Origin of the sequence: Caulobacter zeae, assembly GCF_002858925.1 — a bacterium.
GTDB classification, from domain to species: domain Bacteria; phylum Pseudomonadota; class Alphaproteobacteria; order Caulobacterales; family Caulobacteraceae; genus Caulobacter; species Caulobacter zeae.
In genome coordinates this window covers 116,032-131,773 of record NZ_PJRS01000022.1, presented here as the reverse complement: position 1 = coordinate 131,773, position 15,742 = coordinate 116,032, and the positions used below count along the sequence as shown (strand labels likewise).

At 69.1% G+C, this 15,742-nt stretch carries 20 protein-coding genes; 11 read left to right on the top strand and 9 right to left on the bottom strand.

The annotated features are described in order from the left end of the window. Positions 1-171: 171 nt before the first annotated feature. The gene (locus tag SGCZBJ_RS12195) at positions 172-2,364 is read right to left on the bottom strand and encodes a putative bifunctional diguanylate cyclase/phosphodiesterase (RefSeq protein ID WP_101718268.1); all 2,193 of its coding nucleotides are present in this window, start codon (positions 2,362-2,364) and stop codon (positions 172-174) included. A gap of 264 nt (positions 2,365-2,628) precedes the next feature. Here SGCZBJ_RS12195 and SGCZBJ_RS12190 point away from each other — a divergent pair, with 264 nt between their 5' ends. From SGCZBJ_RS12190 to SGCZBJ_RS12175, 4 genes are all read left to right on the top strand, one after another. Continuing rightward, positions 2,629-3,525 (top strand): EamA family transporter, encoded by an 897-nt coding sequence (locus SGCZBJ_RS12190; protein ID WP_101718267.1) that lies wholly within the window; start codon positions 2,629-2,631, stop codon positions 3,523-3,525. 106 nt (positions 3,526-3,631) lie between these two features. Continuing rightward, on the top strand, positions 3,632-3,988 hold the full coding sequence (locus SGCZBJ_RS12185) for an OmpA family protein (protein ID WP_165799307.1): 357 nt from the start codon (positions 3,632-3,634) through the stop codon (positions 3,986-3,988). 87 nt (positions 3,989-4,075) lie between these two features. Further along, positions 4,076-5,104: a beta-eliminating lyase-related protein gene (locus tag SGCZBJ_RS12180; protein ID WP_101718265.1), complete on the top strand. Its 1,029-nt coding sequence runs from the start codon at positions 4,076-4,078 to the stop codon at positions 5,102-5,104. Positions 5,105-5,213: 109 nt separating this feature from the next. Beyond that, the gene (locus SGCZBJ_RS12175) at positions 5,214-5,948 is read left to right on the top strand and encodes a hypothetical protein (protein WP_101718264.1); all 735 of its coding nucleotides are present in this window, start codon (positions 5,214-5,216) and stop codon (positions 5,946-5,948) included. A 27-nt stretch (positions 5,949-5,975) separates the two neighbouring features. On the opposite strand, the gene SGCZBJ_RS12170 is transcribed toward SGCZBJ_RS12175, so the two are convergent. After that, a complete protein-coding gene (locus SGCZBJ_RS12170; protein WP_101718263.1) occupies positions 5,976-6,311 on the bottom strand; it encodes a PRC-barrel domain-containing protein in 336 nt (111 codons plus the stop codon). A gap of 87 nt (positions 6,312-6,398) precedes the next feature. Between SGCZBJ_RS12170 and mutT the strand changes: the two genes are divergently transcribed. Both mutT and SGCZBJ_RS12160 read left to right on the top strand, forming a co-directional pair. Beyond that, complete coding sequence (mutT, locus tag SGCZBJ_RS12165) at positions 6,399-6,827, top strand: 8-oxo-dGTP diphosphatase MutT (protein ID WP_101718262.1); 429 nt, start codon at positions 6,399-6,401, stop codon at positions 6,825-6,827. Between the two features lie 45 nt (positions 6,828-6,872). Beyond that, positions 6,873-8,282: a glycoside hydrolase family 43 protein gene (locus SGCZBJ_RS12160; protein ID WP_101718261.1), complete on the top strand. Its 1,410-nt coding sequence runs from the start codon at positions 6,873-6,875 to the stop codon at positions 8,280-8,282. Positions 8,283-8,328: 46 nt separating this feature from the next. On the opposite strand, the gene SGCZBJ_RS12155 is transcribed toward SGCZBJ_RS12160, so the two are convergent. Then, the gene (locus tag SGCZBJ_RS12155) at positions 8,329-9,240 is read right to left on the bottom strand and encodes a methyltransferase domain-containing protein (protein WP_101718260.1); all 912 of its coding nucleotides are present in this window, start codon (positions 9,238-9,240) and stop codon (positions 8,329-8,331) included. Between SGCZBJ_RS12155 and SGCZBJ_RS12150 the strand changes: the two genes are divergently transcribed. The 5 genes from SGCZBJ_RS12150 to SGCZBJ_RS12130 are packed head-to-tail and all read left to right on the top strand — an operon-like array spanning position 9,239 to position 12,164. Then, a complete protein-coding gene (locus tag SGCZBJ_RS12150; RefSeq protein WP_101718259.1) occupies positions 9,239-10,036 on the top strand; it encodes a ComF family protein in 798 nt (265 codons plus the stop codon). The two genes, SGCZBJ_RS12155 and SGCZBJ_RS12150, sit on opposite strands and share 2 nt — an antisense overlap. Before the next feature lie 29 nt (positions 10,037-10,065). Next, a complete protein-coding gene (gene grxC / locus SGCZBJ_RS12145) occupies positions 10,066-10,320 on the top strand; it encodes a glutaredoxin 3 (protein ID WP_101718258.1) in 255 nt (84 codons plus the stop codon). Next, entirely contained in the window at positions 10,317-11,150 is an 834-nt protein-coding gene (locus tag SGCZBJ_RS12140) for a carbon-nitrogen hydrolase family protein (protein WP_101718257.1), read from the top strand. Before grxC ends, SGCZBJ_RS12140 begins: the two co-directional genes overlap by 4 nt. Positions 11,151-11,165: 15 nt before the next feature. Beyond that, complete coding sequence (locus SGCZBJ_RS12135) at positions 11,166-11,600, top strand: DUF1178 family protein (RefSeq protein WP_101718256.1); 435 nt, start codon at positions 11,166-11,168, stop codon at positions 11,598-11,600. Between the two features lie 45 nt (positions 11,601-11,645). Then, the gene (locus tag SGCZBJ_RS12130; RefSeq protein ID WP_133149241.1) at positions 11,646-12,164 is read left to right on the top strand and encodes a hypothetical protein; all 519 of its coding nucleotides are present in this window, start codon (positions 11,646-11,648) and stop codon (positions 12,162-12,164) included. Positions 12,165-12,167: 3 nt separating this feature from the next. Here the strand turns inward: SGCZBJ_RS12130 and SGCZBJ_RS12125 are convergent, their stop codons facing one another. The 6 genes from SGCZBJ_RS12125 to SGCZBJ_RS12100 all read right to left on the bottom strand — a co-directional run bounded on the left by SGCZBJ_RS12125 (position 12,168) and on the right by SGCZBJ_RS12100 (position 15,720). Beyond that, complete coding sequence (locus SGCZBJ_RS12125) at positions 12,168-12,866, bottom strand: dienelactone hydrolase family protein (RefSeq protein WP_101718254.1); 699 nt, start codon at positions 12,864-12,866, stop codon at positions 12,168-12,170. A gap of 167 nt (positions 12,867-13,033) precedes the next feature. Next, positions 13,034-13,345: a glycine zipper 2TM domain-containing protein gene (locus SGCZBJ_RS12120; protein ID WP_101718253.1), complete on the bottom strand. Its 312-nt coding sequence runs from the start codon at positions 13,343-13,345 to the stop codon at positions 13,034-13,036. Positions 13,346-13,452: 107 nt separating this feature from the next. Beyond that, positions 13,453-14,502 (bottom strand): glycine zipper 2TM domain-containing protein, encoded by a 1,050-nt coding sequence (locus SGCZBJ_RS12115; RefSeq protein WP_101718252.1) that lies wholly within the window; start codon positions 14,500-14,502, stop codon positions 13,453-13,455. Positions 14,503-14,623: 121 nt separating this feature from the next. Continuing rightward, positions 14,624-15,001: a hypothetical protein gene (locus tag SGCZBJ_RS12110; protein WP_101718251.1), complete on the bottom strand. Its 378-nt coding sequence runs from the start codon at positions 14,999-15,001 to the stop codon at positions 14,624-14,626. A 51-nt stretch (positions 15,002-15,052) separates the two neighbouring features. Beyond that, on the bottom strand, positions 15,053-15,457 hold the full coding sequence (locus tag SGCZBJ_RS12105; RefSeq protein WP_205685376.1) for a type II toxin-antitoxin system VapC family toxin: 405 nt from the start codon (positions 15,455-15,457) through the stop codon (positions 15,053-15,055). Further along, on the bottom strand, positions 15,454-15,720 hold the full coding sequence (locus tag SGCZBJ_RS12100) for a type II toxin-antitoxin system VapB family antitoxin (protein WP_165832164.1): 267 nt from the start codon (positions 15,718-15,720) through the stop codon (positions 15,454-15,456). The genes SGCZBJ_RS12105 and SGCZBJ_RS12100 overlap by 4 nt, the downstream gene beginning before the upstream one ends. Positions 15,721-15,742 lie beyond the last annotated feature (22 nt).

Here is a 15,742-nt window from a genome sequence, read left to right as displayed (position 1 = left end):
GCGGTGGTTAGGCGCGGCTGAAGCACGAGGAACCTCCCCCTGTGGGGGAGGCGGCCGAAGGCCGGTTGGGGGGACGTTTTCAGCTTCCGAGGCATTGGCGGGGTCAGCAATCACTCCCCCCACCGATCGCTTCGCGATCACCTCCCCCCACAGGGGGAGGCTCCTTTGATGTCACCCGGTCGCCCTTTGGGCCTCGCTGACCAGTTCGACGGGCTTTACCGCTGAAAACGCCACCACGTCCGAAAGGCCGCGCGGCGTGGCCGTCTCCACCCCCAGCAACGCCGCGATCTCCATCGCCGGCTTGGGGCGGCTGATGAAGTAGCCCTGGATCTCGCCGCAGCCCTGGCGGCGCAGCTCGTGCAGCTGTTCCTCTGACTCCACCCCCTCGGCGGTGGTGGTGATGCCTAGGCTGGCGCCCAGGTCGAGCACGGCCTTGATGATCGCCAGGGCGTCGGCGTCGTCGAGGATGTCGCGCACGAAGGTCTGGTCGATCTTGATCTTGTCGAACGGGAAGCTGCGCAGATAGCTCAGCGAGCTGTAGCCCGTGCCGAAGTCGTCCATCGAGATGCGCACGCCCAGGGCTTTCAGGTCATGCAGGATGGCCATGTTCGAGGCGCTGTCCTGCAGGAGGACGCTCTCGGTGATCTCAAGCTCCAGGCGTTCGGCGGCCAGGCCCGAGGCGGCCAGGGCCTGGACGACGGTGGCGGCCAGGCGGCGGTCGCGGAACTGGGCGGGCGACAGGTTCACCGCCAGGCGCACGTGCTGCGGCCAGCGGGCGGCCTCGTCGCAGGCGGCGCGCAGCACCCAGTCGCCCAGGGCGCCGATCAGGCCGATCTCCTCGGCCAGCGGGATGAACTCGCCGGGCGAGACCATGCCCCGCTCGGGATGGAACCAGCGAAGCAGGGCCTCGCAGCCGGTGACGCGGTCGGCCTCGAGGTCGAACAGCGGTTGGTAGAAGAGCTCGAACTGACCCTCGCTGAGCGCCTTGCGCAGGTCCAGTTCCAGGGCGCGACGGGCTTGCAGCTGCTCGTCCATGGCCCGCTCGAAGAAGTGGAAGGTGCCCTTGCCGTCGGCCTTGGCGCGGTAGAGGGCCATGTCGGCCTTCTTCAGCAGCTCGTCGCAGTCCAGGCCGTCGTCGGGCGAGACGGCCACGCCGACGCTGCCGCCGATCACCACCTGATGGCCCAGCAGGTCGAACGGCGCCTCCAGGGCCTCGACGATGCGGGCGGCCAGGCGCGTGGCGCCCGAAAGGTCGGTCAGGCCCATCTGCACCACGGCGAACTCGTCGCCGCCCAGGCGGGCCACGGTGTCGCCGTCGCGCACGCAAGCCCGCAGGCGCTCGGCGGCGGCCTTCAGGAGGGCGTCGCCGACCGGATGGCCCAGGGTGTCGTTGACCACCTTGAAGCGGTCGAGGTCGACACAGTGCACGGCCACCAGGTCCTCGCGGCGGGCGGCGCGGGCCAGGGCGTCCGACAGGTCCTTGTGGAACAGCAGGCGGTTGGGCAGCTCGGTCAGAGGATCATAGTGCGCCAGGCGGGCGATCTGGGCCTCGGCCCGCTTGCGCTCGGCGATGTCCTCGGAGACGCCCAGCAGGTATTCGGGGCGGCCCTCGGCGTCGAGGATGGCGATCTTCTTGGTGCGCAGGATGGCGGTGGTGCCGTCCTTGCGGGGGATAAGGTCCTCCTCGATGACCTTGACCTCGCCAGAGCGCACCACCTCGGCGTCGCGGGCGTGATAGATGGCCGCCTGCACCGGATCGAAGAAGGCCTCGTCGGTGCGGCCCATCATCTCCTCGCGGCTGTAGCCCAGGATCTTCTCGCCGGCGCGGTTGAGCAGGACGTAGCTCTGGTCGGACGCGCGCTTGACGAACACCATCGACGGGATGGACTCGACCACGGCGGTCATGAAGGTGCGGGCGCGCTCCTCGTCGGCCTTTGCAGCGGCCAACGCGTCCAGGTTGCGGCGGTTGGTCTCGCTGGCGGCCTGCAGCAGGCCGATGACGGTGCCGACGCCCAGATAGCGCCCGCCGTCGGTGACGATGAAGCCGCGCAGCAGGTCGCTGGCCCGGTAGGACAGGCTGTCGTTGGTGAAGGCGGCCAGCTCAACCTCGGCCTCGACGACCAGCGGCTCGCGGTCCATCAGCACTTCGATGGGGCGGTTGGCGTAGAGGGCGCGGCCGTACTCGGCGGCCATCCGCAGGAAGAAGGCGTTGCGCTCGACCAGGCCCACGGGGCGGTCGTCGGCGTCGAGCACCGGGATGATCAGGGTGTCGGGCTCCTCGCGGAACCGCTCGTACAGCGTCTTGCCGAGGTCTTCCGCCCGCGCCGGGGCCAGGGAAGAAACGGTGTCGCGCAGGGTGAACATCGAAATACGCCTCCACTCGCGAGGGTGAATGGCGGTTTCACACCTAACGAGGTGCTAAACTTGACCGTGGAGACTACCGGTTTCGCGAAAACTTCACGGCTGCGTCACAGTGATTTCGGGCGTGTTTACTGTGACCCTGGCGGGCGAATACTCAGTAGGCTGACGAAGGAGCCTTTCCGGAGCGTCCGGGCAAAAATGGGCCAGGAGGCGGTTCCCTCCCTGGACCCCAAGGCCTAGTTAGGGCCCGTCCGAGGAGTACCCGCCATGCCCAGTTCCCTGCCGCTTCGCCATTTCCTGCTGGCTCTTGCGGTGGTGGCGGTGTGGGGGACCAACTTCGTGGTCATCCGCCAGGCCCTGAACCACCTGCCGCCGCTGACCTTCGCGGCCCTGCGCTTCACCTTAGTGCTGCTGCCGCTGGTGTTCTTCGTCAAGAAGCCGGCGGTGTCGTGGCTCAATCTGGCCGGCTACGGCCTGCTGATCGGGGCGGGGCAGTTTGGGCTGCTGTTCGTGGCCATGAAGGGTCACATCTCGCCGGGCCTGGCCTCGCTGATCCTGCAGACCCAGGTGTTCTTCACCATCGCCCTGGCCATGCAGATCAATCGCGAGCGGGTGCGGGGCTTCCAGGTGGTCGCCCTGCTGCTGGCCGTGACGGGGATCCTGATCATCGCCCTGCACGGCGGCGGTTCGGCCACGCCGCTGGGCGTGGGCCTGGGCCTGCTGGCGGCGCTCAGCTGGGGCTGCGGCAACATCGTCGCCCGCCAGGCCGGCCCGGTGAACATGCTGGGCTACGTGGTCTGGGCCAGCCTGTTCTCGATCCCGCCGCTGGCGATCATGGCCCTGTGGCTGGAGGGCTGGCCGGCCATGGTCAAGGGCGTGGCCCATGCCGACCTCGGCACCTGGCTGGCCGTCGTCTGGCAGGCGGTGGGCAACACCATGTTCGGCTACGGCGCCTGGGGCTGGCTCCTGGCTCGCCACCCGGCCGCCACCATCACCCCGATGGCCCTGCTGGTGCCGGTGTTCGGCATGAGCGCCTCGGCCCTGCTGCTGGGCGAGGGGTTGCCGGCCTGGAAGCTGCTGGCGGCGGGCCTCGTTCTGGCCGGCCTGGCGGTCAACATGCTGTGGCCGAAGATCCGGGCGCTGCGGGCCGCGCCCGCGGCTTGACGTAAGGTTGCGCTCGGCCGACTCTTCAGCTCGAAGGGGAGGCGACATGCAGCGGCGTACATTCATCATCGGGACGGTCGGACTGACCATAGCGCCGGCGATCGCGATGGCCGAGACCGGCTGGAGCGAGCCGATGGCGATCCGTTTCGCGTCCGGCTCGGCCGAGCTCGGCGCTTCGCAGCAGGGCGAGCTGGAGGCGGTGGTGAAGGCCTTTCAGGCGCGGCCGAACCCGCACAACGGCGACTGGGTCCGCGTCACCGGCTACATGGATCAGGCCGAACGATCGCAGTTCTTGAGGGAGCTGCCGCTGCAAAGGGCGAACGCCGTCGCCGAGGCCTTCGAGAATCTGGAAGGCGCGCGGGGGCGCACCAGGCCTCGGCGGGGAACGAGCCTCTTGGTGCAAAAGCCCGGTCCGCTGGCGGAAAACCGCGTGGTCCTGCTGTCCTGGCCAGTCTCTTCTTGAGCCAGTCTCTTCCTGAACCGGTCTCCTCTTGAAAAGGCCGCGCCGCCCCGGCATCGAGGCGGCGTTCCTTTTCCCGAGTGACCGCCCATGACCATCGCCCGCTACGACTTCGCCTCCGACAACGTCGCCGGCGCCATGCCCGAGGTGATGGAGGCGCTGTTGGCGGCCAATGCGGGCGCGGCGTCGGGCTATGGGACCGATCATATCAGCCAGGCGGCGGGCGACCGCATCCGCGCCGCGCTCGACGCCGACGCCGAGGTCAGGTTCATGCCGTCGGGCACGGCCGCCAACGCCTTCGCCCTGACCCTGCTGGCCTCGCCGCACGAGGCGGTGCTGGCCCACGAGCACGCCCACATCTGCACCGACGAAACCGGCGCGCCGGGCTTCTTCGGCCAGGGCGTGGGCCTGATCGGCCTGCCGGGAGCCTCGGGCAAGATCGAGGTCGCCGCGCTGGAAGTCGCCCTGGCCCAGCCCGACGTCTCGTACCGCCAGCCCGCGGCGGCCCTGTCGCTGACCACGACCACCGAATATGGCACGGTCTATTCGGAGGCGGCCCTCAAGGCGCTGATCGATCCGGCCAAGGCCAAGGGCTACGGCGTGCACCTGGACGGCGCGCGCCTGGCCAACGCCGTGGCCGCGGGCTTCGACCTGAAGGCGGTCAAGCGCCTGGGCGTCGACATCCTGGTGATGGGCGGCACCAAGGCCGGCTCGACCCCGACCGAGGCGGTGGTGTTCCTCGACCCCGCGCACCGCCGTCGCCTGGACGCGCGGATCAAGCACGCCGGCCAGCTGGTCTCCAAGGGCCGGTTCCTGGCCGCGCCGTGGCTGGCCCTGCTGGACGAGAACGGCGGGATGGGCCCCTGGGCCGCCCGCGCGGCGCACGCCAACGCCATGGCCCGCAAGCTGGCCGACCTGATGCCCTATCCGATCGCCCATCCGGTCGAAGCCAACGGGATTTTCGTGACCATGAGCGACGCGGCGCTGGAGCTGCTGCGCGGCGAGGGCTGGTTCGTCTACCGCTTCCTCGACGGCTCGGCGCGGTTCATGTGCTCGTGGGCGACGACGCCGGAGATGGTCGAGGACCTGGGCGCGGCGTTGAAGCGGGTGTCGGCATAAGCGCTGCGCTCGACTTAAGGTGACGTATTGTCGCAGAGGCACGACTTGAGCGGTATGTGCTTCGCTTTATGGTGAAGCTTTCGTCGCCTTTGCGACTTTCGGGGGAATCATGAAGACCAAACTGATGGTGCTGGCCTTGGTGGGCAGCACCTTGAGCGCCTGCGCGACTACCTACACCGTTACGCCAGTCGACACAGGCCTTGCCAAGGTTACCTATGAATCGGGACGCTCAACGACCGATCTCGAACAAAAGAACGGCGCGGTGAAGGTGACGCCGCTCGGCGTGTTGAAAAATGGCCGGGTAAGTTTCGCTGTGGCGGCCTACAACAAGACCAGCAAAGCCGCTAATCTCGGATCCGAGAACTTTTCAGCGTCGATGGGCGGGCAGCCTTTGCACGTCTATAGCTATGTGCAGTTGGAGAAGGAGGCGAAGACCGCCGCCAATTGGGCGACCGTCGCCGTGGCCCTGTCCGGAGCCGCAGCCGTGTATTCTGCCAATCAGAATGCCTATAGCACGACCAATTCAACGCTCTATGCGCCCGGCGCTAGGGTCTACCGCGCCACCTCGACCACCTACGATCCCACCGCAGCCGCTCTAGGCACAGCTGCTGCGACCGCAGCCACGGCTGGCGGGATTTATGCCATTCGGTCAGAACTCGACAGCACCCTGAACCGATTGAGCGATTCCATCCTGCAAACGACAACGGTCGAGCCGGATCACGCCTTCGGTGGGCAGATTATCGTCGCCAAGCCAAAAATCAGCCCTCCCTACACAGTGGAGGTGGTCGGCCGATGGAACGACGAGGACTACGTCTTTCGATTCAATGTTCAGGCCGTGAAATAGTGGGTAGAGGAGGCTGAAAAGACGCCTCTACCCCTCGAAATACCGCTCCACCTGCTCGGCCCAGCCGTAGGACGCCTTCGACAGCTGGTCGCGGTCGTAGGCGGGGCTGTCCTTGAAGCGGTCCTTTGACAGGTCGGTGGCGTAGGCTTCGGCCTTGTCGTCGAAGGTCAGGATGCGCCAGGGCAGGGGGTGGTACTTGCCGCCGGTGAACAGGCCCGCGGGTTCGACGGCGACATAGCGGCCGACGCCGGCGTCGCGGTCGACGAAGACCTCGCGGATCACGCCCAGCTTGTGGCCCTTGGGATCGGTGACCGCGACCCCGATCAGGTCGCCGCTCTTCACCAGCCGATCGTCCAGCGACATGGCGTTCCTCCTTGGCAATGACCCTTGGGCAACGTTCGTCGCCCAGAGGGAGTTGCCAGGTTGGGCAAAGCCCGCGATGGATCGGGCATGAACTCGCCAGCCGCTCCTCCCACCGACCGCCCCATCGCCCTGGTCGCCGCCGCCGCCCTGATCGACGTCGACGGGCGGGTGCTGATCTGCCAGCGCCCCGAGGGCAAGTCGCTGGCCGGCCTGTGGGAGTTTCCGGGCGGCAAGGTCGAGAAGGGCGAGACGCCCGAGGAATGCCTGATCCGCGAACTGCACGAGGAGCTGGGCATCACCGTGGCCCAGGCGTGCCTGGCGCCCTTCGTCTTCGCCTCGCACACCTACGAGAAGTTCCACCTGCTGATGCCGCTCTATCTGCTGCGGCGCTGGGAGGGGCTGGTCACTGCCAAGGAGCACAAGGCCATGGCCTGGGTGAAGCCGGACAAGTTGTCGGACTACGAGATGCCGCCGGCCGACATTCCCCTGGTGGCCTGGCTGCGCGACGTGCTTTAACTCAGACAAATCGCGCGAAGGCGCGAAACGTTTGAGGAAACGACCGTGACGAACTTCGACCCGCAGCCTTCGCGACGCATCCTTCTGGCCGGCGTAGGGGCCCTGGGTCTGAGCGGCGTCGCGGGCGGCGCGCAGGCGGCGGAGGCCGCGCCGCTGCTCAATCCCGTCGTGCGCCAGCGGGCCGACGCCCAGGTCTTCAAGCACACGGACGGCTACTACTACCTGACCGGCTCGGTGCCCGAGTATGATCGGCTGATCGTGCGGCGCTCGCGCACCCTGGCGGGGCTGGCCACGGCGCAGGAAGCGGTGATCTGGCGGCGGCCGACGGAAGGCAAGCTGGGCGGCTATATCTGGGCGCCGGAGCTGCACTGGATCGACGGCGCCTGGCACATGTATTTCGCCGCCGGCGACAAGGGCCAGCCGTTCCGTATCCGCACCTACGTGCTTCGCTGCGAGGGCAAGGACGCCCTGACCGGGGCCTGGAGCCTACTGGGCGAGGTGCAAACCCCATGGGACAGCTTCAACCTCGACTCGACGATCTTCCACCACAAGGGCGTGCGCTGGTTCTGCTGGGCGCAGAAGGAGCCGGGGATCGAGACCAACAGCAACCTCTACCTCGCGCCGCTGGCCACGCCCCTGACCCTTGGCCGGCCGCCCGTACGCCTGACCGTGCCGACGCTGGACTGGGAGGTGCGCGGCTTCAAGGTCGCCGAGGCGCCGGCCGTGCTGATCCGCAATGGCAAGGTGTTCATCGCCTATTCGGCCAGCGCCACCGACGACCGCTACTGCCTGGGCCTGCTGACCGCCGACGCGGACGCCGACCTGATGGCCGAGAGCTCGTGGAGCAAGTCGCCGGTTCCTGTGTTCGTCTCGTCCGAAGAGACGGGCGTCTGGGGGCCGGGCCACAACTCGTTCACCGTCGATGAGCAGGGCCGCGACGTTCTGGTGTTTCACGGCCGCGACTACAAGACGATCAAGGGCAACCCCCTGTTCGATCCCAACCGCCATACGCGGGTGCAGCGCCTCTACTACAGGCCCGACGGGACTCCGGACTTCGGCGTGCCGGCCGGTGTGGGCGAGATCCCCGACCGGTTCTCGCCGCTGGACCGGCCGGGGGCGTTCCTGCGCGTCGAGGGTGATGTGGTGAGCGTGGGCGAGGGGCCGCTGGCCGCGACCCAGTTGCGCCAGAAGGCCGGGGCGGGCGGGCTCGTGGTCCTGGAGCCGATCCTGCGGCCGGGCCATGGGCTGAAGGTCGAGGGCGGCCAGGCGGTGATCGCGCCGGCCCGGCCGGGCGACAAGGCCGCCCTCTTCAAGCGCGTGAAGGGCGTGGCCGGCAAGGGCGTGTCCTTCCAGGCGCTGGACGGCGGGTATCTTGCGCACCGCGACGGCGCAGTGGTCGTCGGACCGGCCAGGGACGCCAAGGCGCGTGCGGCGGCGTCGTTCCTGGTGAGTTGACCCGCTCGGTCGTTCCGCGACAGCTCTCCCTCCGGGGGAGGATCCGTCAGCCCGCCTTGTCGCCCGCCGGCTGTTCCTTGACCCCCAGCGCGTCGGCCAGCCGCATCTTGGCCGAACCCGGACGCAGCGGCTTCTGCTGGCTGTCGTGCGGCGCCCATCCCGTCGCCGTGACGATCTCGAAGGTGGCCGGCACGCGCCCGTCGGCCTCGGCGAAGCGCGCCTGGTAGATCTCCATCGCCCGCAGCAGCACCTTGCGGGTCAAGGGCTTGCGCGAGCGATCGAGCAGCACGCTGGTCTCGCCCATGCGGCGAAGGTCCTGCAAGAGCGCGATCGGGTGGGCGTAGCGCACCTTCACCCGGTCGATGTCGGCCACCGGCAGGGTGAAGCCGGCGCGTTGCAGCAGGCCCGCGGCGTCCACCGTGTCGGCGAAGGGCGAGACGCGCATCGAGACGCCGCCCGAGATCTCGTCCTCGGCGGCCATCAGCGACTGGCGAAGTTCGGTCAGGGTGGCGCCGCCGAACAGGGCGCCGATGAAGAGGCCGTCGGGGCGCAGCGCGCGGCGGACCTGGATCAGGGCGCCCACCAGGTCGTTGGTCCAGTGCAGGGCGAGGGTCGAGACCACGAGGTCCAGCGTCTCGTCGCCGAACGGCAGGCGTTCCTCGTCGGCGACCACGGTCGCGCCGCCGCGCTCGGCCAGCATTCGGGCCGAAAGGTCAGTGTCGATCAGGAGGCCGATCTTGCCGGCCGCGTCGCTTTCGGACAGCGCCGCGCGGAAAGCGCCGTCTCGGCTTCCGAGATCGACGGCGACCGGAAACTCCCGCAGGATCGCCTCCAGCCGCATGACCGCGTCACCCGCGGCGCGCGCCTTGAGGAAACCGGCCTGGCCGAAGTGCGGCGCGGCGCGGTCGAGGCGGGCCCGCAGGAGGTCGCGGTCGAAGAGGAGGGGCGAACTGGTCATGCGGGCGGAACATGGCGATTCCTTCTCCCGATGGAAAGCAGCAGGGCGATGGAAACCCGGTCCACGCTTTACGGCGCTCGGACGCGGCCTGCTCGACCTGATCCTGCCGCCCCGCGCCTTCGACGGCGAGCCGGCCCTGACGCCGGGGCTTTCGGCCGGGGCCTGGAGCCGCATCGTCTTTCTCGACGGACCGGTCTGCGACGGCTGCGGCGCGCCGTTTCCCTTCGACCAGGGCGAGCCGCTGTGCGCGCTGTGCCTGGCGCGGCCCAGGGCTTTCGCGCGGGCCAGGGCCGCCTGCCTCTATGACGAACATTCCCGCGACTTGGTGCTGAAGCTCAAGCACGCCGACCGCACCGACCTGTCGGGCCTGTTCGCGCGCTGGATCTCGCGCGCCGCGCCCGACCTGCTGGACGAGGCCGATGCGGTGGTCCCCGTGCCGATCCATGCCGCGCGCCTGCTGCGCCGCCGCTACAATCAGGCCGCCGAGATCGCCCGGCCGCTGGCCCGCGCGGCGGGGCGGCCCTACCTGGCCGACGCCCTGGTGCGCAGGCGCGACACCGCCAGCCAGGGCGGCAAGTCGGCCGACGGACGCCGTCGCAACGTCGCCGCCGCCTTCGCCGTGCCTGGGCGCAAGCAGCCTCTCATCGAGGGAAAGCGGGTGCTGCTGGTCGACGACGTGCTGACCACCGGGGCCACCGCCGAGGGCTGCGCACGGGCCCTGCTGGCGGCTGGAGCATCGGCTGTCGACCTGACTGTCGTCGCGCGCGTTACAGAAATGCGAAGCCGTCCTATATGAGGGTGGGAATCCAACCCTTTGGAACCGAAATGGCCAAGGTCACCATCTACACCCGTCCCTTCTGCGGCTACTGCGCCCGCGCCCTGAAGCTGCTCAACGACAAGGGCGCCGACTTCACCGAGATCGAAGCCGGCATGGACCCCAAGCTGCGCCAGGAAATGATGGACCGCTCGGGCCGCAACACCTTCCCGCAGATCTTCGTCGGCGAACAGCACATCGGCGGCTGCGACGACATGATGGCCCTCGAGCGCGAGGGCAAGCTGGACGGTCTTCTCGCCGCATGAGCCCGTCCGCGCCCTTGCGCGTCGGCCTGGTCCAGACCCGCACGCCCGCGACTCACGAAGCGGCGCTGGCCCATGTGGCCCCGCTGGTTCGCGAGGCCATAGCGCAAGGCGCGCGCTTCGTGCTGACGCCGGAGTGCACCAACGTCCTGCAGAAGGACCGCGCCAGGCTGCTGCCGACCCTGACGGCGCTGGAGGACGATCCGGTGGTGGGTGGCCTGCGGGCCATCGCCGCCGAGACCGGAACCTGGATCGACGTCGGCTCGGCCTTAGTGCTGCGCGAGGACGGCAAGGCTGCGAACCGGCAGGCCGTGATCGACCCGACCGGCGCCATCGTCGCCACCTACGACAAGCTGCACATGTTCGACGTGCAGCTGCCGAACGGCGAGACGGCGCGGGAATCGGCGACCTACACCCCTGGCGAGCGTGCGGTGGTGGTCGACACGCCGCTGGCCGCCTTCGGCCTGACCATCTGCTACGACATGCGCTTTCCGGCCTTGCACCGGGCGCTGGCGCTGGCGGGGGCAAAGGTGATCACCGCTCCGGCCGCCTTCACCCGTCCGACCGGCGAGGCCCATTGGGATGTGCTGCTGCGCGCCCGGGCCATCGAGACCGGCTCGTTCGTCATCGCCGCTGCGCAAGGCGGCTTCCACGAGGACGGGCGCGGCACCTGGGGCCGCTCGATCGCCATCGGCCCGTGGGGCGAGGTGATCGGCAAGCTCGATCACGATGAGCCGGGCGTGCTGATCGCCGACCTTGACCTTTCCGCCGCCGACAAGGCCCGCGCGGCCATCCCGGTCCTGGCCAACGCCCGTGAATTCACGGGTCCCTGACCCCATATCCAGACCATGATCAAGTACGCGCTCGCCTGTGACCATGCGCACGAGTTCGAAGGCTGGTTCGGCTCGTCGAGCGATTATGACGACCAGGCCGCTCGCGGCCTCGTCGAATGCCCCGTGTGCGGCTCGACCGGCGTGCGCAAGCAGATCATGGCCCCCGCCGTTGCGGGGACGAAGGCGCAGCGCTCGGCGCCGGAGCGCGACGCGCGCATGCGCGAGATGATGATGACCGCCATGAGCGAGGTGCGTCGCGAGGTCGAGGAGAACTTCGACTATGTCGGCGACCGCTTCGCCAAAGAGGCCCGCGACATCCACGAGGGCAAGTCCGAGGAGCGCGGCATCTATGGCGAGGCCTCGCCCAATGAGGTCAAGAGCCTGCTGGAGGACGGCGTCAAGATCGCCGCCCTGCCGCCCGCGCCGCCGAAGAAGACGGACGTGAACTAGGGCCTCGCCGTTGCACGCGCCGCGATCGTGGCGCAGCTTGAGCGCATGCGAGATTTCAGGCTGTGGTTGATTCTCCTGGCGGTCGCCGGCGCGCTCGGCGCGGCCGGGTCATCGACGGCGGCCCCGCGCCCCAAGGTGTTCTCGGCGTCGCACCAGCTCGGTTTCAGCGGCGCGTTGGTGACCGTGCGCGAGGACTACCGCGCCACCAAATGGCCGGTCTCGAGCCGCACCTTCGTGCTGCGCGGCGCGAGCGGCAAGACGCTCTCCCTGGCCCTGGCCAACGGCGGCGCGGGAGATCTCAGCACGCTCAGCCTCTACGGCAATGGCGACAGGTTCTTCCTGATCGGGGCGATCGAGTGCGTCGAGTTCGACCCGGTCATGATCACCGCCGCGCGCTGCCGCACGCGCCCGCCCTGCGCCACCTTCGGGCGGGAGGGCGTGAGCTTCCTGGGGCGCTTCGATTGGGCGAACGGCTTCGATCCGCCGCATGGACGGTTCGGTCTCGGCTGGCGCTTCCTGCCGCTGGAGGACGCCTCGGAGACGTCCTTCTGCCCCGACCGCTAGCGCCTAGCCCAGCTTTTCCTTGAAGAACGCCAGGGTGCGGCCGTTGGCGGTCTCGGCGTCGGCCTTGTCGTAGTGATTGCCGCCGGGACGCGCGAAGGCGTGGTTGCGGCCGGGATAGACGTGAACCTCGACATTGGGGCGGCCGGCCAGGGCCTCGACGATGGCGGCGCGGGCGTCGGGGCCGATGAACTCGTCCTCGCCGGCCAGGTGCATCAGCAGGGGGGGCTTCACGCCGTCGGCCTCGCCGACATAGCGCTCGGTGCCGCCCCCGTAATAGGCCACCGCCGCGTCGGGCGCGCCGCGGGCCGCGCCGAGGAAGGTCATCAGTCCGCCCAGGCAGTAGCCGGTCAGGCCGACCTTGCCGTTGCCGCCCTCGATGCCGCGGGCGGCCTCGACCGTCTTGAGCACGTCGGCCGCGCCCTGGTCGAAGTCGTAGGCAGTGTAGATGTCGAGGGCCTTCTTCCAGTTCTCCTCGCTGTTCTCCGACATCGAGAGACCCGGCTCGACCCGCCAGAAAAGGTCGGGGCAGACGGCGATGAAGCCCTGCACGGCGTACTCGGCGGCGATCAGGCGGATGCCGGCGTTGACGCCGAAGATCTCCTGCACGACCACGACGACCGGCGCCGGGCCGGGCGTGTCGGGGCGGAAGACCAGGGCCTGAAAGCTTCCGTCGTCGGTCTGGATGGTCAGGCTCTCGGCCATGGTCGTGCTCCTCGCGGCAGGGTCGCCAGACCATGATCGGCCCTGCGCCCCTGGGCTTGAACGATGCGGCCTCACCGGCGCGACGGCGCGACCGATTGGTTCAAGCGCGCACGAAAAAGGCCCGCCCCCGCGAAGGGACGGGCCATCCGACCGAGCAGCAAGTCCGCCTAGCGGTAGCGGTACTCGTAGTGGCAGTTCTTCTTGGAGTTCTTCTTGGCGATCTGGTTGCCGGCCACCGCGCCGACCACGCCGCCGAGGATCGCGCCCTCGGTCTTGGCGCCGTTGCCGGCCACGGCCGCGCCGAGCGTGCCGCCGGTCAGGCCGCCGATCACCGTGCCCTTGTTGCGCGCCTTCTTGGTGCTCTTGCAGACGAGCACGCGTTCACGGCGCTGCTGGGCTTCGGCGGCGGTGACGGCGAGCGTGGAGGCGGTGAAGGCGAGGCTCACCGCGACGATCAAGGTTTTCATCTGGACGCGCATGGCGACCTCCGTTTGAGAGCGTGTGTTCTATGTCCCTTGCGGGAGATAACGCCGAAGCTCCGTGTCGGTTCTATGTCGGACGCCCGACGCGGAGCTCGGCCTTTGCGTCAGCCTTCGAGACGGTAGCGGTTGTCGCTATCGGGGCAGACGCGGACGTAGCGGGTCTCGTTGCGGCCCTGGTACTCGGTCTGGGCCGGCGCCAGGCGGCACTTGCGCTCGCTGTAGCGGTTCCATTCCGAATAGCCGCCGGCCCGGTCGCGATACTCGGCGCTTTCGCGATAGGGCACGGTGTCCTCGTACGACCAGTACTGGCCGCGGGTGTCGCAGCGGGCCTTGGCGGCCGAGTTGCCGATCGCCGCGCCGACCCCGGCCCCGGCCAAGGCACCCAGCACCGCGCCTTCGGTCTTGGCGTTGCGGGCGGCGACATTGGAGCCGATCACCGCGCCGGCCAGGGCGCCGATCACGCCGCCAGCCGTGGCGTTGCGTTTGGCGTCGTTGCGGCACGGGTCGGCATAGCCGCCCGACAGGCCAGAGCCGCCGGCATAGGCGGGCGGCGGGCCATCGTCCCAGCGGCCGGCTTCGTTCGGATAGCGGCGATCATAGGAACCGCGGCCGTAACGGCGGTCGTAGTCGTCGCGGGCGCGCTGATACTCGGCGCGGTCGGATTCCCACTGGCGGCGCTGGGCGTCGTAGTCGTCGGCGTAGCGATTGTCCTGGCCGCTGGTGTCGAAGCGGCGGGCCTCGTCCGGATAGCGGCGGTCGTAGGCGCCGCGGCCGTTGCGGGCGTCGTAGCGGTCGCGGGCCCGCTCATAGGCCGCGCGATCGGCCTCGAACTGGCGCTGTTCGCCGTAATAGTCGTTGCTGGTCGGGTAGGCGGGCGTGCGCCAACGGCGGGCCTCGTCGGGATAGCGCCGATCATAGGCGCCAGACCCATAGCGGCGGTCATAGTCGCTGCGCGCGCGCTCATAGGCGGAGCGGTCGGCGTCGTACTGGGCCTGGCGGCTGTCGTAGTCGGCGCGGCGCGCCTCGTAGGACGAGCGCTGCTCCTCATAAGTGCGCAGTTGCTGCTGGTAGCCTGCGTCCTGAGCCAGCGCGGGCGCGGCCGTGCTGATGGCGACGGCGCCGGCCATCAGCCAAGCCATGCGGCGGGAAGTCATGGGGAAGTCTCCGTTCCGACGAACGAACCAGCGTCCCGCCCCACAAGACGCCGGCTCGGGTTCAAAGTCCCTGCGGCGGAATAAGCCTTGGCGAAGGCCAAGGTTCCCGAAAGCGGCGGGATCAGTCGTTCAGCCAGGTGACGGCGAAGCGCTCGCCGGTCCAGACGGCGACGGCCAGCGATGCTTCCTCGGTTCCGAACGACAGGGTGGGCGCCTTCAGCTCGACCTTGCGCGGCTCGTCGGCGGCGCAGGGCGCGCCCACGTCCTTGGCGCAGGTGGTGGGGTAGGTTCCCGGCGGCTGGGCGGCGATGAAGAAGCCTGCGGCGTCGGCCACCATGGTGACGGTCTCGGGCTTGCCCGGCGCCGCGCCGCGCTCGACCACCAGCACATGGGCCCCGCCGCGCGGCTCCAGCCGCGCCTGGTCGGCCTTGCCGTCTCCGTCGAAATCGCCAGCCAGGGTCGGCAGGGCGGCGGCGAGGGCGAACAGCAGGACGGACATGGCGGGTACTCCGAGGGTTACAGCCGGAGGTTGGCTTTCGGCCGTGCGCCGTCAAGCCTCTTTCAGGGCCGAGCGCAGGTCGGTGCGTGCGAAATCGTCGCCCTTGTAGAGCAGTGCGCCGCCGCCATGGGTCGTGGCCAGGGCGTAGGCGAAGCAGTCGCCGAGGTTCAGCTTCGCGGGCGTATGGCGGCCGAAGCGAACGAAGGCTTCGATGGCGAGCCGAGCCTGTTCGGCGTCGGCGGGCCCGATTTCGATCCGCAGCGCCTGGAGAAGGTGTTCCGCTTCCTGCCGTCCGGTCTCGCCCCTGGAGACCTCGGCCTTGGCCAACACTTCCCAATAGTTGACGGCCGACATCATGCGGCCGTCCTGTTCGGCGTGAAGCCTGGCGGTGAAGGCGGCGGCCTCCGGCTCGCCCAGCAGTATTGCGACGATTGCGGAGGCGTCGATGGCGATCAACGCGGCAGGCCGTCGGCGTCGTAGAAGTCGGCGTCGGACGGCATGGGCGCACGTTCGGGAAGGGCTCGGAATCGGGCCGCTATTCGGGCGACTTCGTCGAGATCCACCAAGGGCGCGGCCGATTGGTTCGCCCGATCCCGTTCCAGGGTGGCGAGCACCGCCGCGTCGATGGCCTCCGACAAGCTGCCGCCGCGCTGGCGTGCGAGCTCGCGGACATGGTCCACGACCCGGCTTTCGATCTCGATGGTCTCGAACTTGGTCATCGCGGCAGGAAACATACCGCGA

Bases quoted from the DNA above. Each gene is read 5' to 3' on its own strand.
- SGCZBJ_RS12195 (WP_101718268.1), bottom strand. From the start codon at position 2,364: ATGTTCACCCTGCGCGACACCGTTTCTTCCCTGGCCCCGGCGCGGGCG.
- SGCZBJ_RS12190 (WP_101718267.1), top strand. From the start codon at position 2,629: ATGCCCAGTTCCCTGCCGCTTCGCCATTTCCTGCTGGCTCTTGCGGTG.
- SGCZBJ_RS12185 (WP_165799307.1), top strand. From the start codon at position 3,632: ATGGCCGAGACCGGCTGGAGCGAGCCGATGGCGATCCGTTTCGCGTCC.
- SGCZBJ_RS12180 (WP_101718265.1), top strand. From the start codon at position 4,076: ATGACCATCGCCCGCTACGACTTCGCCTCCGACAACGTCGCCGGCGCC.
- SGCZBJ_RS12175 (WP_101718264.1), top strand. From the start codon at position 5,214: ATGAAGACCAAACTGATGGTGCTGGCCTTGGTGGGCAGCACCTTGAGC.
- SGCZBJ_RS12170 (WP_101718263.1), bottom strand. From the start codon at position 6,311: ATGTCGCTGGACGATCGGCTGGTGAAGAGCGGCGACCTGATCGGGGTC.
- mutT (WP_101718262.1), top strand. From the start codon at position 6,399: ATGAACTCGCCAGCCGCTCCTCCCACCGACCGCCCCATCGCCCTGGTC.
- SGCZBJ_RS12150 (WP_101718259.1), top strand. From the start codon at position 9,239: ATGCGGGCGGAACATGGCGATTCCTTCTCCCGATGGAAAGCAGCAGGG.
- SGCZBJ_RS12155 (WP_101718260.1), bottom strand. From the start codon at position 9,240: ATGACCAGTTCGCCCCTCCTCTTCGACCGCGACCTCCTGCGGGCCCGC.
- grxC (WP_101718258.1), top strand. From the start codon at position 10,066: ATGGCCAAGGTCACCATCTACACCCGTCCCTTCTGCGGCTACTGCGCC.
- SGCZBJ_RS12140 (WP_101718257.1), top strand. From the start codon at position 10,317: ATGAGCCCGTCCGCGCCCTTGCGCGTCGGCCTGGTCCAGACCCGCACG.
- SGCZBJ_RS12135 (WP_101718256.1), top strand. From the start codon at position 11,166: ATGATCAAGTACGCGCTCGCCTGTGACCATGCGCACGAGTTCGAAGGC.
- SGCZBJ_RS12130 (WP_133149241.1), top strand. From the start codon at position 11,646: ATGCGAGATTTCAGGCTGTGGTTGATTCTCCTGGCGGTCGCCGGCGCG.
- SGCZBJ_RS12125 (WP_101718254.1), bottom strand. From the start codon at position 12,866: ATGGCCGAGAGCCTGACCATCCAGACCGACGACGGAAGCTTTCAGGCC.
- SGCZBJ_RS12120 (WP_101718253.1), bottom strand. From the start codon at position 13,345: ATGCGCGTCCAGATGAAAACCTTGATCGTCGCGGTGAGCCTCGCCTTC.
- SGCZBJ_RS12115 (WP_101718252.1), bottom strand. From the start codon at position 14,502: ATGACTTCCCGCCGCATGGCTTGGCTGATGGCCGGCGCCGTCGCCATC.
- SGCZBJ_RS12110 (WP_101718251.1), bottom strand. From the start codon at position 15,001: ATGTCCGTCCTGCTGTTCGCCCTCGCCGCCGCCCTGCCGACCCTGGCT.
- SGCZBJ_RS12100 (WP_165832164.1), bottom strand. From the start codon at position 15,720: ATGACCAAGTTCGAGACCATCGAGATCGAAAGCCGGGTCGTGGACCAT.